This window comes from Pseudophaeobacter profundi (genome assembly GCF_029697505.1).
In the GTDB taxonomy this organism is placed as follows: Bacteria; Pseudomonadota; Alphaproteobacteria; order Rhodobacterales; family Rhodobacteraceae; genus Pseudophaeobacter; species Pseudophaeobacter profundi.
Map to the genome: position 1 here is coordinate 1 of NZ_JARJEF010000011.1, position 14,348 is coordinate 14,348.

A 14,348-nucleotide genomic window follows, 5' to 3' on the forward strand; every position below is an offset into this window, starting at 1 on the left:
GCTGCAAAGAAAACAGGAAAGGAGACCGCAACATTGACCACATCATAAACTACAGCGCATAACTGAAGGTGGGTCAAATCTCGGTGAAAATACCGGGTCAGTTCTCAGTGACAATCAACAGGCACTCCTCTCAAAGCAGCCCACGGTCACGCAGCGCCCGCAAAACCGTCAAGTTTCCGCTTGTACGAGCTCTTTCGATGAAGTTTCGCGCACGGCTACCATACGGTTGGGCTACAGACACACCTTCATCAAGTAATAGGTTCAGGATTGCCATCGCAGCCAAAGATCTTGGGTCATCTTCCTGCCCACCTGTTGTAGGCCACTGCCAAACACTTAACGCACTATGAACGTTAGTTATCCTTCCATCTTTCCGCTGGATATGAAGCTGCTTTGCCGAGGCACCGAGCTCGATTAATTGCCGAACAGCGCTTGGGTCATTTGCAGAAATAGCGGCCCACAGCGCGGTAACTGGATCTCGTGAACTACCCACCCAATCAAAGTCGGCACCATGTCCTGCAAGGATGTCAAGGATACGAGGCAAAATGATAGACGCCTCTCCTCGAAGTGGTACTTTGTTTGCGGCACTTACGACGCAGCGGTAACCGATCTCACCTAGGATTTTTGGATCCAGGTTACTCGGATCTAAGTAAGATAACGCCCGGTCAAATCTGGAAACCAGCTCATCGGCGACAAAATCAAGACTGCGATAGCCTTGGTATTCTCTAGGAGCCAGAATGAGATCGCAAAATGAAGTATATGCCGGCCCGGAAACCCACTCAAAGAAGACGGTCTTCTTAGGAAAGGCGAAATTTGGATCATCATCCAAATAATCAAAAAAGAATGACAGTACTTCCGGTGAATATCGTCGATAACCTGTTGGCGAAAAATAAAGCTGCGAAAAGGAATACGGCTGCCGAGAGCGCAAATCCAGGCCCAATAACTCGGTAAGTTCCTTCGCCTCTGCAACCCTATCCCACTCCAATAGATCAATAACACGCCTTTCCTCTTGCGTGACCCCACTCCAAGCATTTGAAATCTCATTGGCGTCTATCAGAAATGCGGCGCGCGTATCATCGGACTCCATGACCCCATCAGGAGCGGTTTCATCGTTTGAAATGGCTTCCGTATTGTCAGCAACAAACCTGAAAGGATTGCTCGGCACTGCAACTTGGCCCACGCACTCATTTAGAGCACGGCTAGAGCCACGCAGCGCAAAGGTTGCGCTAAGCCCTTCGATTTCGACACCATGATGATTTTGCGCCTGAAACGTTACAGTACTTCCGCTGGCCAGAGAGCTCTGCGTGAACGCTGGAACCTCCATCAAATGGCCTGCATTGTTCGCGCCAGATTGAAGCCCAAGGGTGTTTTGAAGGTCTCCACCACCTGAATATACAAGGGCATTGATGAAGGAAGCGGTTTCAAATTCGTTTGTTTTACCAGCCTGCTGGAGAGTCCCCTCTCCCCTTGAGCACGCCACCGAAAACACCTGCCCTTGAAGGTTGCTCACGGATGTCCAGCCGTCTTGTACTTGCCACAGCCCCAGATCGGGCCTGACATCATTAATTTCCGGTATAGTACACCCTGAAACAGTGGCTCGGCTTGCAAGCTCAGTTGTTTTCCCCTCAACGGCTTCTAGGCGGCACAAGGCCCGCGAAAGTTGAGCGTCCAGGTGATTTCCCAAAGGTGTCGCGCAGTTCTGCTCCGTCTCAGAGATCCAAGCACGTTGCTGATCGCGCAATGCTTCTCCGTCTTCGGTTCGTTCTCGCAGACATTGATAAGATGCATTCAAAAGAAGGTCTTGTTTATCCGTTTCCGCGTAGAGGCAGTTTCGAACTGCAAACATGTCGCCTGCGCCATCGGCAGAAGATCGACAAGCCTGATAGTCACTCGAAAAACTCTGCGCATGTGCGGCAATTGGAAAAGCAAACGATAAGAAAGCGGTCAAATAGAATTGTGGTTTTGAAATCATCCCAATAGCCTCTGGAAACAGATAGAACTACACGCGAGGCGACCAAGAGACAACATCGCGCTTCCACAAAACGATACAATCGGAGGTTTTGCAAGTCACTCGCCCGCAGCGCGACACTATTTAATGCTTAATGCGTGCGTGAAATCGGAACCTCATGAGTTGGCACGCTCCAAAAACTGGTCGACCCGATCTGTTCCAGCCTGAAACTCGCCCCGGCTAGGGCGCAATCGCTGAGGATGACTGTTCCATTCTGCCCAAATGACGGCGAGCCGACTTCCCCACTCCTCAATCGTATGTTCGACCGCGTTTGAGACACCGAGAAGGTCATCTGGTGAGATCGGACCTTCCAAAAATTCAGAGTAGGTATCGATCAGCGCCTGTGCGTTTTCACGGGCATCTCCATTTAGGAGAGTGGCGAAGCCCGCTCTCAGGTTTGCATAATTAGGGAACGTGTTTTTGACAGACCACCCGGTTCTCTTCCCGACAACGCCCTTGGACGAACGGGAAAGAGCAAACTCACCTTCGACGCCATAGCGCAGGAACTCCGAAAACGCTTGATGCATCTATCCGCTCACTTTGATTTGGCGCACAACTACCTCAAATTTTCATTAACTGTCTGTAAAGCTTCCGAGCGGTGGCCAGATTGCCAAAACCCAAACGTTTCGAGCACCGGCGAAAACGACGGTTTGTGATGTTGGCATTTTCCTAATAGCTGACGTTGGCGGAGCTGCCGCGAAATGGCGCGTTGTCCCGCAATGCGGACGTTAGAGCTTTAGTAAAGCTGCAGCTACACACCAAAGTCCGCTTTGACGAAAGGGCCGCCGCACTGCGATGCTGTGACGAACGGCAGCTTCGGGCCGGTTTTTCATTTTTCTTTGCTTTCACCATTCTTTCGCGCGTCAAATTTTTCCAAAACATCTATGCGGCCTTTTTGGCGAGCGTCGGCAAGCCAAAGCTTATTACGGATGCCAGCGACCTCAAGATTGCTGTATTTACCACCTGAGAACTTTGGCCAGTCGATAGCTAGGCCTTGTTTAACTAGTTCCTCGGATAGATCACGACCATCGGGCAGGAAGCACTTTGCAACTGTACGGCCATATTCGTCTTCATCAGTGATCTCCGCGCGTATACGATGGCCCTTACACAGATGCACCATGGCCCACTTGGCCTTCTTGCCGTAGGGATGATGCAGTTCCGGTGCGTCTATTCCGTAAAGCCGTACTTGGGTCTTTTGGATCGTAATTGTGTCACCGTCTGTAACGTAAGCTCGCCCTTCCAGTACGCGTGGCAGTGTAACTGAGTGAGAGGTCGTTGCATCGAACGCATCGACCCTTTGGGACGCACTAGACTGCGGCGTTTTTGGTTGCGCCGAAGAAGCGGCAATACTGCGGCCTGCCTTATAGGCAAGCGTTTCTCTAACCGGTTTCTTGTGTGGCTTAGCCCGAGACCGATAGCTCGGCTTAAAAAGCGCTCTAAAAAGAAATTTGAACATCTCTAAATTGTATGAAGTAGTACCACTGAAAGCAAACGGATTACAGGAGCGCGCAGGGACACTTCGACCCGCGTTATCAACCCCTGCCCTAGTCTCCCTGGGTGAGCATGCCACTCCTATGCCCTACGGCAGTGTTTCTTTTTCACCACATTACCAAACGCGTCCCTATTGCTTCCACCGTGCTTCCACGGCTTTTGGATCGGAAACGCAAGAAGCGCCCCATGGGGCGCTATGCTACTGATATTATACAATATTATTGGTTGCGGGAGCAGGCAACCGCCGTATCCTACCTGCCCTCTCCGCAATCATATAAACCCATGATAGCTCGCAGCTAACGGCAAGTCTGCGCAGATAGCGACCTTTGCAAAGTCGGCGGATCTGGCGACATGGCGAGAGATCCATGCCGCAGGCGCACAAGGAATAGCTGACCTTCGCCACAGGAGCAGCCGCAGACCACCTTCGAACGGCGGGGATGCGGGACTTTTCAGACCTTCGCTGCTTCTAGGTTAATGTCCGGTTTGGCGAACCGTTCAGCTAACGACGGTTTTTGGGAGGTCGGCAAACGACCGGTCTGATCTGTGGTTTCCAGGGGTCGCCGCAACAATTTGATCTTTAGCCAAAGATGGCGTGATCAACATGAAATATCGCCACCCTAAACAGACATTGCAAAAAAGTGACCCTAAGGAACCAGTTCTTTTTTGAACAGGTCGTGCAGATGGTTTTGATCCAGAAACCGCTGCCCGCCTTCGTCAATTCTAGAAATTAACAGAGCCAAAAAACATTCCCAGTTCTCTGACAAGACGAACATATCTTCTTCGTCTCTACCAAAAACGATGATCTGTCCTTTGGTCCCTGCCGGTCCAGGGTCAAAGTCAATTCCAATAAAATTGTTGCCGCCATCGTGTATCAGTGGCAGCCATTTTCGATGGAAATACTTTCTTTTTATCGCATCTACTGGGTAGCTCGTTAAAGTCAGTTCATTTTCGAAATCATAGAATTTTCTTTCAATATTTTGATCGCCACTTCCAAAAAGCGTGACTTCCAAATTGTCCCAATTGTAACTTTCTTTTTCGAGTTCATGGAGTTGTCCAGCAAGGTCCCAAACTCTTTTCTCTTTATCAGTTGGTACCTTCAAGATTTCACGCTCTTGATCAGTCGTATAAATTCTTGGATAAAAATAGGGCCCGGCGCTAGAGCCTGGCCCGCACTCAAAGACAAGTTTGTGCCAAGGTCTTTTGAGCATCCCAAAACGTTTTTGGGTGGGTAAGATATCAAGGTAAATTTCAATAATCGACTGCAAAATCTGATTGGATTTTTCGATATCTTCCACGACGGGATTTTTAGGCTTTATCAACGTTTTGCAAAATAGAAGGTGTTGCTCGATGTCGTTTAAGCCCATGAAACTATGACCTAAAAATGAACCTAGGCCGCTGTCATTCTCACCATCGTATTTTTCATATAAGGTTTTGAGGTCGGCGGGAAGAACGTCACCCACCAAACCTTCTACCCGCTTGATCCGCTCACTTTTTTCCTGAGGCACCACCGAGCGAATGACGTCTTCGTTGACTTCGACTTGCCACTGTATGATGCGTTCGAATTTTAGTAGTGCAGTCATCAAATAGCGCCTTTCGCCTCTAGGAATTCTCGACTAATTTCTCGACAGTTGCGCATATACTGTATGATTTGCCAACGGCAACTTTTACGCAACCAACTTTCCCTCTTTCCGCACAGCGGCCCTTTGGTTGCGTTCCGCAAACCCCGTTCAAAAGCGGCCATTCGAACACGGTGCAGCATCCGTTAAAAGGGCTCCTAGCGGACATCTGGCAAGTTTGGTAGGGAAGCCCAGCGAGATTGTGGGGCCAACGGCGGCTGAGCGGACCGAAGCGGACTTTCACACCCCAACATTTCATGCTTCTTTACTCACGCGTATCCCTGATTCAAGAATTGGCAAGTTCACTTTATGGCGAAAACAATTTTCAACATCACTTGGCACCATGCAGTTGCTACCATGATTTCTTTCGCTACTGCTGTGGTATTCGCAGAGAAAGCGATTGCAGAGCCTGTCGATGACGTAATGGGCATATGTACCCGACTTGCTAACAACACGCGGGAGAGACTTGAGGAGTTCGAGGCTGCTGGATGGAAGTTATCCACCAACCTTGAAAGAGCTGCCCGCGCAATGGCGGATTCAAACGCCCTTATTCGCCTACCTTCAACCAACACAGAGGAAGATTGGACGGAGCAATTGGCCTTGCAGTTCAACCTTCAAGAACATTTGAATTGGCCCTTCGTATTAGAGCGCGGCGACAGCTTTGTATTTTTAGGCGATATCGCGCCAACCAACTATGAAAATTTCGCCACATGCGCTTTTGCGACGTCGTCCACTCAGCGGACCGCAGATATAGGCTCGGAAGCAGAAGCGCTCGGAACACTTACGTATGAAAAGGGTGTTTATCGGGGCAGGATCAGTCGAACGACGAGGTATGACGAAGAAAACGGTTGGATAACTGTTATCTTGCTTGCGGCAGTCGGACCGGACGCCAAATTACCCCGCAAAGTTGAGGCGAGCACGAGATTAACATTCGTCAATGGCCCGCTTAGAGATTAGCCTAGTGTAACTCTGGGCTCAGAGCCGCCATGCGGCGGTGCGGCAACATGTCTGCAGCGAAATCGTCAGGAAAACTGGCCGCTTGATGACCGCAGCCAGCCCTGAGCTGACATTCACCGACATGTTCGATGCAGCACTGCAGCTTTGCCAAACAGGCCCTTCGCTGCGCCCGCCAAACCAAATGAAGGGGGAAGTCACGCAGTTGTCCGTCGTCATATAAAATGGGACATCAGAGCGGCTTGAACATTGGAGGCTCTGGTTCGGTTGCGTGATTGATTATGCTGCTTGTTTTTGATGTTGCAAGCGGCGGCTTTGGATCGTCATTTTCTTGATCTTTTCCCTTTCTCTGATGATGGCTTTATCACGTCCAAAATAGACGTCAGCGGGTGTGACGTTGCTCAGGCTCTCGTGGTAGCGCTGGTTGTTGTAATAGTCGACGAAGGCCCCGATCTGGCGTTCAAGATCGCCGGGCAGGTAGTAGTTTTCCAGTAGAACCCGGTTCTTCATGGTCTGATGCCAGCGCTCGATTTTGCCCTGGGTTTGCGGATGGAACGGCGCACCGCGAACGTGATCCATTCTCTGGTCCCCCAGCCATTTGGCCAGGTCGCCGGATATGTAGCACGACCCGTTATCGCTGAGCAGGCGCGGCTTGTGCCGCACCACGGCTTGGTCGCAGCCAGACGCCGTAAGAGCCAGCTCAATGGTGTCTGTCACGTCCTCGGCCCGCATGGTCGTGCAGAGCTTCCAGGCAATGATATACCGGCTGTAATCGTCCAGGATCGTGCTGAGGTAATACCAGCCCCAGCCGATGATCTTGAAGTAGGTGAAGTCGGTCTGCCCCTTGCCCGAGAGGAGCATCTGATTGATCGCCGTGGTTTTGTCCGAGAACTCTTCGGCAGCCTTGATCACCACATACTCGGGTGCCGTGATCAGATCGGCAGCTTTCAGAATGCGGTAAGCCGATGATTCAGAGATAAAATACCGCTTCTCGTCGGTATATTTGACCGCCAACTCACGGGTGGTCAGCGCCTCATGTTCCAGCGCAAACTCAATCAGATCATCCCGTCGGCCCTGCGGAATACGGTTCCAGACCGACTTCGGCCGAGGCGCGCGGTCCGCCAATGCATCAAGGCCGCCTTCGACGTAGCGGTCATACCATCGATAAAATGTCGTGCGTGGGATACCCAGCATATCAAGGGTCGTTTTTGTGGGCAGGTGTGATCCCTCAACCGTGCGAATGATCTCAAGCTTCTCGGTTGCTGGATACCTCATTCCTCGAACTCCCCAGCCCCTGTCATGCTTTTTTTGAGTAGACGGTTCTCAAGGGTTAGGTCAGCCACGCATTCTTTCAGAGCCATGGCCTCGGATCGCAGATCCTTCACCTCAGGCGATGTCGCCTGACGCGCTGTGTCGCCGGAAAGACGACGCTTTCCAGCCTCAAGGAATTCCTTCGACCAAGTGTAATACAGGCTGTCAGAGATACCCTCGCGGCGACATAACGCCGAGATGCTTTCCTCCCCGCGCAATCCGGCCAAAACAATGCGGATCTTCTCCTCCGCCGAATAGGTCTGGCGGGTCTTGCGGCGGATGTTTTTGACCAGCTTGTCAGCTGCGTCTTTCGATGTTCCGGGCTTCTTGTTCATCTTCGCTCCTTAAAGGCTACGATGAACCAGAAACCCTCCGTTGTTCAAATCATCAAATCTGTCCCACAGGTGCTGACGTCAGACAATCAGGTTTGCGTGCCGGGACTCGAGCTGACGCAGAGCCTGGCTATGGAGCCGGAGCAAATCATCGCCTTCTTTCTCTTCAACTTTCTTGCGCGCCAGAAACTTCTCCCGAAACTTTGCATAGGCCTGGTCCTGCATCAGACCGACCTTTAGCCCAGACAGGATCGAGAGCGCGGCATCTTCTTCTTTCAGTCCGCGCATCCCAGTGCAGATGGATGCGCCTTTCTCTTTGGCGTTGGCGCAGTAGTATCGCCGCGTCTTGCCGCTGCCGGCCACGGCGAGGGTGCCGCCACACTGACCACAGGACAACAGGCCTGACAGCAGATACTTGCGCCGACGCATCCCTTGAGCCACGGAGAGGCCGTTGAGGTCGCTTGCGGCTTGTTTGGTGCGTAGCCGTTGTTGGGCTGTCTGGCGCGCCTTTGCCGCCTCCCAGACGGATTGCTCGACAATCCGGAGATCCGGGGCCTCGAACGTGATCCAATCTTCGGGCGGGTTCAGCCGCGAGACACGTTTGCCGGTCTCGAGGTGTTTGGAATAGCGCAGCCGATTCCACACGCGCCGTCCAATGTAGAGTTCGTTGTTCAGGATGCCGGTGCCGCGTTCACGATTGCCGTTGATGGTGGTCTGACGCCAGTGGCCGGAACTGTTGCCCTTGCTGCGCGGGGCAGGGATCCCGTCGGCATTGAGATCGGTGGCGATCTGGATCGGCGATTTCCCTGCGGCGTATTCCGTGAATATCCGTTCCACCACCAGCGCTTCATCGGCGTTGATGTCCTGCTCGCCCTTGATAACATCTCCGGCCGTCGTGCGGCGCGCACAATTCCCATAGGACAGGCCGCCTGCGCTTTTGCCTGCCTCGATTTTGCCGATCAGGCCGCGCCGGGTTCTGTAGGAGAGTTCGCCAGCGCGCCTGACGCGGGGTGTCTACTCTTTCTGTAACCGCATGCGTTCGCTTGTTTGCTTCTTTCAGACTGTTCCACCTGAGACATCTGAAAATGCAATCTTTTGGGAGCGTCTTTCGAATGACTGACGACAATGCGCTTGGGGACCAAGACATGGATCCTGACTGCCGGGAACATGGAGAAAAATCCATATGTTTCGTTCTCTGCCACATGTCTATCAGGAGCCGACGAAGAGTTAGATCGGTAAAATATCATGAAAGCCACGTTCGTTTTCACCGCCATCGCGCAGATGATATCAGCATCCTCCTTTACGGAAGATGCCGCACAAGCCAACACAGGGCATCAGGCGGTGCTGATGTAAGGAATTGATTTTGCAACGCATTCGGGGGGCTGTGAGGTGCGGTTATCTATCTCGTGCGTGCCGCTCAGACCACACCTGAATGCGTTGCAAAGCCTGTAACGAGTATGCCGTTTAACAGGGGGCGGAATTTCTCCGGACAGAACGGTGTTCGTCATTTGAAAAAAGTTCTTATAGTATCTGAGACCCACCATATGAAAATCGACCTGAACCAATCTGATCGTCTGATCCTGAAGGGAACAACCCGTGTAATTGCGACTGTGTTGTGCATCGTCCTTCTGGTCATCATGGGGATCAGCCTCAGCGCTGCCGTTACCGGTTTTACCGCCGGCTGGGGCGTCGCTCTGGGGGTTGTTTTCATTGGTGGGGGTATTTTGTGGCTGGTCTATCACAAGACAGAAGTTGTGTTTGATCGCGCCGGGAATCTGCTGACACTGCGTAAAACCATGCTGCACGGAACCCGCGAAGAGACAATTGCACTTGAGAATGTCAAACAGGCTGATGTTGATCTCAAACGCAATGATCGCAGCAACAACAGGCTGCATGCCAGTTATACCTACAGGCTCTGTGTGGTCACAGGTTCTGAGCAAAATAGGCATCGCGTTCCGATCTCGCATGGATACACCACAAGCAAACGCCATCTTTTGACCGCTCAGAATATCAATGACTGGCTGGGGGTCCCCGATGCGCCGATTGCGGTGGGGCCAAGCATGGCCGATGTGGCGGAAGTCATCAAAACTCTGGGTTTTGGCAAAGCCTCCTAACCCGTTCCCCTCATGTTTCCACAAAGGTTTGAAAAGTGTCTCAATTCACTGAAACGACACAGGTCGGGTTTTTCGCACGGCTGAAAAACGCCATCAAAGGTATCGGGCTCGGGATCAGCCTTGTCGGTATCGCCGTGTATTTTCTGTTTTGGAACGAAGGCAACGCCGTGCGGACCGCCCGCGCCCTGGCGGAAGGTGCCGGGCAGGTTGTGTCTGTCGACAGCGCAGCGCTGGATTCGTCACATGAGGGCCAGCTGGTCCACATAAACGGCCCGCTTACGCTTGCGGCGCCGCTGGCCGATGTGGCGTTGGGTGTGGTCGCTCCTGCACAGACCGTGCGTCTTGAACGCAAGGTGGAGCAATTTGCATGGATTGAGGACAAGCAAACCACGACGGACACAAAACTGGGCGGCTCGCAGGAAAAGACCACGCAATATACCTATCATCTGGATTGGACAGATGCGCCTGCAAGTGGGGCAGAGTTTCGGATCCCCGACGGGCATGTCAACCCGCCGATGCCAGTCTCATCGAAGGTTATCCGCCAGCCTGAGGGCGCGATCGGCGCCTTCACCGTCAATGATGAGATTTCCGATCTTGGCGGTGCAACGCCGGTGCTGTTAAACGCCAAGCATGCGCAAGCGGTCGCGCGCGCCCTATCATTGGAGCAGCCAGCCAAGCTGGTCGCTGGGCGGATCGTTCTTGGTGCAGATGTCACGGCTCCGCAGCTTGGCGATATCCGGGTGAGCTATCAAGTCTCAACAATTGACGAGGCCAGCGCAGTTGGCGTGCAGCGTGGCGACACTTTGGTTCCCTACACGGCACAAAATGGGCGCAAGATTTACCTGGTCGAAGAGGGGCTGAGGACTGCAGAGGAAATGTTCCAGACGGCAGTTGCCAGCAACACCTTCAAGACATGGATGTTGCGCATTGGCCTAATGGTGCTGTTGTTTCTCGGCTTCAAGGCGCTTTTCGGCGTGGTGGATGTCATCGCCAGCATTCTGCCCTTTCTGGGGTGGATCACCGCCTCTGTCACCTCGTTGATCAGTTTTGCCCTCACGCTGGTTGTTGGCGGCACAACGATGGCGATTGCTTGGGTCTATTTCCGTCCGGTTCTGGCGCTGGTGATCATTTCTGTTGCTTTGGCCGGTGCCGCCGCCAGCGCCTACTGGCTGCGCAAGTCGGCACCGGCGGCGCCCCAAACCACTTGAGTCTTCAACATTTCCATTGGGATAGGACATGAAATGAAAAAGCTTTATCTTTCGATTGCAATGATGTTCAGCGCAGGTGCGCTACAGGCCGGGCAGTTCTGCGAACTTGACGGTACTGAAATGTTCACATGCACGCTGAAAGGCGGCACGCGCGGTGTCGAGGTCTGCAATGCGGTTTGGGCGAATGGCACAAAGGCCGCCTATGGATTCTTCAAATCCAATGGAACGGTGGAGAAAGAGATCCTGCAAGATATGGCGACCATCACCGCGACGCCCTGGAATGGCATGGGGAGTTTCATGAGCGACTCCGTGACCTTTGACGGTGGCGGTGGCTATGCCTACGAGGTCTGGTGGGGCAGCGAACGCGGGGCAGGTGCAACAGAGATGGGCGGTATCAACGTGCTTAAAAATGGCGCGCTGATTGCCGATATTCCCTGTGACGCTGGCAGCGTAAACAGCGACCTGTCCTCGCTCATCGAACTGATCGAAGCCGCACAATAAGGGCTTTTCTCATGTACTACTCCCCCCTATCCATAGCTGCCGTCTTTGCGGTAGCCTGTTGGACCAGCGAAGCCACGGCGCAATCGGTTTGTGGCGGCGAGGTTCTGTTCCAATGCGTGACAGACAGTGCGGATTTTCGCGAACAGATAACCGTTTGCGCACAGGACCGGAGCTATGTGCTGACACGTCATGCGCTGTCGTCAGGCGATATGCACTATGACACACCCTTGACCGCGGAGGCCAATACCACATGGTTTCGCTGGTCCGAGGGCGATCAGGTGCAGGTGGAAATCGGGTTTTGGAGCACGGACTTGGCAGAGCCCGTGACCCTGCATGTAGGCCTGCCATGGGATGACATGAATGAAACTGTTGCCGATACGGGCGACCACAACATGTGGCTGCAATCGCCCCACTGGCGCGCGCGCGTAGATCAAACCCTGTGCGCTTCTGGCACGGTTTACGCCGACCCCGAGGCGCTCTGGTCCGCGCAACACGCGCGCGGCCCAATTGGAGCGTTCTTTTCCCAAAATGAAATCATACCCCGCATTGACACGGTGGGGATGGCGCGGGTGTCTGACACAGAAGTCACCCCAGAAGGCCTGCCGGTCTATTCTTCTGCGCGCCCTGCGGCCGCGACTCCGATCTGGTGGATGCTGCAGCCGGGCGAGACCGTCGATATTATTGATCGCGCAGATGATTTCGTCGCTGTTGCCATTCCAACAAACGGGCTGACGGACTGCTTCCTGCGTCCAGAAGACCTTGGCAAGCCCTACACCGGCCCCTGCGCCACAGGATGGGTCGATAGCGCCCACCTTCAGAGAACCCAATAAGGCAGCGCGCCTGTGCCGATTTGCCAATATCCCCTTTGGCGCAAGCCATGGAAACGCACCACACCTGTCCAAGGAGGCGACAGATGAGAACACTTATTCTAACTGCGGCACTGGTCTGCTCGGCTGGCACTGCAAGCGCCCTGTGCGAGGACGCGTGGTACTTGCGGAACATGGCCTTCGACAGAGCAGGCTATTGCTTTGGCTCAACTCTGGGTAAATCAGTTTTTGATGTAGCCTGTTCGACAAAATCCCCCACTCTCGATGATTGGGACCAGCGTATGGTGAGTACACACAAACAACTGGAAGCCAGTTATAACTGCAAGATCAATACCAAAGGTCGCAGCCTCGCCTCGTCATTGATCGGAAAGCTGGACGATGTCGACCTGTTGCCCACCCTTTCACAGTTTGAATCCTCCTGTGTTGGATACACCGGCGCCCCGGTCACCATGACCAGCGGCATTGGCATGCGCGACAGCTATCCGATCGGCACGATCGAGAGCGGCGATCGGGTGAATTTCCGTTTTGAGAGTTGGGAGGGTTTCGAGTTTGTCGAGACCGAGACAGCCGCAGGCTGGATCCCCGAGGGTTCGATCCCCCCCGATACATGTACGGCTTTTGCAGGATAAACAGTATCATGCGTACTTTTCTTTTGTGTGTCTTGGCCTTGGCTCCAGCCCTTGGTCATGCAGACTGCCTGCCGGGTGAAACCCCCGCGCTGTCCTGCGCCCTGTCGGGCGGGGGGCATCTGTCGCTGTGCTGGAGCCCGCAGCAGGCCCGACTGGCCTATGACAAAAAGCCCGGCCTGCCTGCCGAAGTCAGTGTTCCCTTGGGGGATGTGACGGGTCTGACGGCAACAGACTGGGCGTCATCCACGCTGCGCGGCCCTGGTTCCAGCTACGAGGTGTACCTCTCTGGTCAGGCGGGGGGCATGAACCAGATCCAAGACAGCGGTGGATCTTCTTCATTTGCCTGCACATTCGGCACCGTGAACGGATCGCTTGCCGCGCTGAACGATGCGGCAATTTACGCCCCAACCTCAAAGGAGAATTAAACGTGCGATTGTTGCTGACAACATTCGGGATCAGTCTGCTGTTCTCTGCAGGGATGTCCCAGGCTTTTTGCGATGACATCCTGGCGACAAAGGTGCTGTGTCTCACTGAGGAGGCGGATGAAATCAAGGTCTGCGCGAGTGAGCACCCCGAAACAGGAGCTTCTGTATTGGAACTCCATGTGACGCCGCAGATCTCGGATGGCCCGATCTACAAACTGGCAGCGGATATTCCCTTCGATATGACAACCGGCACCGGCGGGTTTCCCTGGGACATGCATGAATTTACCTTTGTGCATGAAGGCGGCAGGGCTGTGCTAAGTGTGAAAACGCCTATGGCTACGGATGACACCTCTGATGCGGAAATTTGGCTGGATCTGTTTGGGCGTGGGACCGCCCCTGATCGCAGTATTCAATGTATGCAGCCCGCGCTAAGTGCGGAAATCGCGGACATGCTAGCGTTGCGTAGGGTGTCAATGAATGCGATGCGGACTGGCCCCAGCGCCGATAGCGCAGCCTTTTATCAGCCCAACACACCCATCACCGGTGCTACGCCCTATGGCAGTTATGACTGTCGCGAGGTTGCTGGCGTTCTCAGCAACGAAGGCACCGAAAACGGGCAGATCGCGCTGTATGCGGCACCAACGGATGAGGCCGCGATCCTTGGCTATGCGTTCCCGACCGACCTCGGGTCCGCTTTTGAGTGTGCTTATGAGGACGGCTTTTCTGGCATCATCTGGATAGATCCCGATAAAGGCGACGGTGCCGGTGGCTATATGGCCCAACTGGACTACGAGGCGCGTTTGGCAGCCTGCGCCCTGACGCCAGATGATTGGCCGGCAAACATGGCCTACTGGGGCAAATGTTCCAGCGCATGGGTGAAACAAGGCAACGTTGCAGGTTTTGGGGGCTAACGCGGATGAAACGCTTTCTATTGG

General features: G+C 53.7%; 14 protein-coding genes. 8 read left to right on the forward strand and 6 right to left on the reverse strand.

The features are described from left to right. Window positions 1–130: 130 nt before the first annotated feature. From P2081_RS15915 to P2081_RS15930, 4 genes are all read right to left on the reverse strand, one after another. Window positions 131–1,969 (reverse strand): lysozyme inhibitor LprI family protein, encoded by a 1,839-nt coding sequence (locus P2081_RS15915; protein WP_278923854.1) that lies wholly within the window; start codon window positions 1,967–1,969, stop codon window positions 131–133. Between the two features lie 152 nt (window positions 1,970–2,121). Continuing rightward, entirely contained in the window at window positions 2,122–2,532 is a 411-nt protein-coding gene (locus P2081_RS15920) for a hypothetical protein (RefSeq protein ID WP_278923855.1), read from the reverse strand. Between the two features lie 302 nt (window positions 2,533–2,834). Next, window positions 2,835–3,461 carry a thermonuclease family protein gene (locus tag P2081_RS15925; protein WP_278923856.1) on the reverse strand — a complete coding sequence of 209 codons (627 nt, stop codon included), beginning with the start codon at window positions 3,459–3,461 and terminating at the stop codon, window positions 2,835–2,837. Window positions 3,462–4,140: 679 nt separating this feature from the next. Beyond that, on the reverse strand, window positions 4,141–5,076 hold the full coding sequence (locus tag P2081_RS15930; RefSeq protein ID WP_278923857.1) for an SMI1/KNR4 family protein: 936 nt from the start codon (window positions 5,074–5,076) through the stop codon (window positions 4,141–4,143). Between the two features lie 345 nt (window positions 5,077–5,421). Between P2081_RS15930 and P2081_RS15935 the strand changes: the two genes are divergently transcribed. Then, a complete protein-coding gene (locus tag P2081_RS15935) occupies window positions 5,422–6,069 on the forward strand; it encodes a hypothetical protein (protein ID WP_278923858.1) in 648 nt (215 codons plus the stop codon). A gap of 276 nt (window positions 6,070–6,345) precedes the next feature. Here the strand turns inward: P2081_RS15935 and P2081_RS15940 are convergent. Both P2081_RS15940 and P2081_RS15945 read right to left on the reverse strand, forming a co-directional pair. Beyond that, a protein-coding gene (locus P2081_RS15940) for an IS3 family transposase (RefSeq protein ID WP_278923859.1) occupies window positions 6,346–7,712 on the reverse strand; the annotation gives its coding sequence in 2 pieces (ribosomal slippage) (window positions 6,346–7,376 and window positions 7,376–7,712; 1,368 coding nt in all). 78 nt (window positions 7,713–7,790) lie between these two features. Next, window positions 7,791–8,549: a recombinase family protein gene (locus P2081_RS15945; protein ID WP_278923860.1), complete on the reverse strand. Its 759-nt coding sequence runs from the start codon at window positions 8,547–8,549 to the stop codon at window positions 7,791–7,793. A 566-nt stretch (window positions 8,550–9,115) separates the two neighbouring features. Here P2081_RS15945 and P2081_RS15950 point away from each other — a divergent pair. From P2081_RS15950 to P2081_RS15980, 7 genes are all read left to right on the forward strand, one after another. After that, entirely contained in the window at window positions 9,116–9,823 is a 708-nt protein-coding gene (locus tag P2081_RS15950) for a hypothetical protein (RefSeq protein ID WP_278923861.1), read from the forward strand. Between the two features lie 35 nt (window positions 9,824–9,858). Then, complete coding sequence (locus tag P2081_RS15955) at window positions 9,859–11,031, forward strand: TMEM43 family protein (RefSeq protein WP_278923862.1); 1,173 nt, start codon at window positions 9,859–9,861, stop codon at window positions 11,029–11,031. A 33-nt stretch (window positions 11,032–11,064) separates the two neighbouring features. Next, window positions 11,065–11,532, forward strand: coding sequence for a hypothetical protein (locus P2081_RS15960; protein ID WP_278923863.1), 468 nt, complete (start codon window positions 11,065–11,067; stop codon window positions 11,530–11,532). Window positions 11,533–11,543: 11 nt separating this feature from the next. Then, window positions 11,544–12,362 carry a hypothetical protein gene (locus P2081_RS15965; protein WP_278923864.1) on the forward strand — a complete coding sequence of 273 codons (819 nt, stop codon included), beginning with the start codon at window positions 11,544–11,546 and terminating at the stop codon, window positions 12,360–12,362. Between the two features lie 83 nt (window positions 12,363–12,445). Further along, entirely contained in the window at window positions 12,446–12,988 is a 543-nt protein-coding gene (locus P2081_RS15970; protein ID WP_278923865.1) for a DUF4453 domain-containing protein, read from the forward strand. 8 nt (window positions 12,989–12,996) lie between these two features. Continuing rightward, on the forward strand, window positions 12,997–13,413 hold the full coding sequence (locus P2081_RS15975; protein ID WP_278923866.1) for a hypothetical protein: 417 nt from the start codon (window positions 12,997–12,999) through the stop codon (window positions 13,411–13,413). Between the two features lie 2 nt (window positions 13,414–13,415). Next, complete coding sequence (locus tag P2081_RS15980; RefSeq protein ID WP_278923867.1) at window positions 13,416–14,324, forward strand: hypothetical protein; 909 nt, start codon at window positions 13,416–13,418, stop codon at window positions 14,322–14,324. Window positions 14,325–14,348 lie beyond the last annotated feature (24 nt).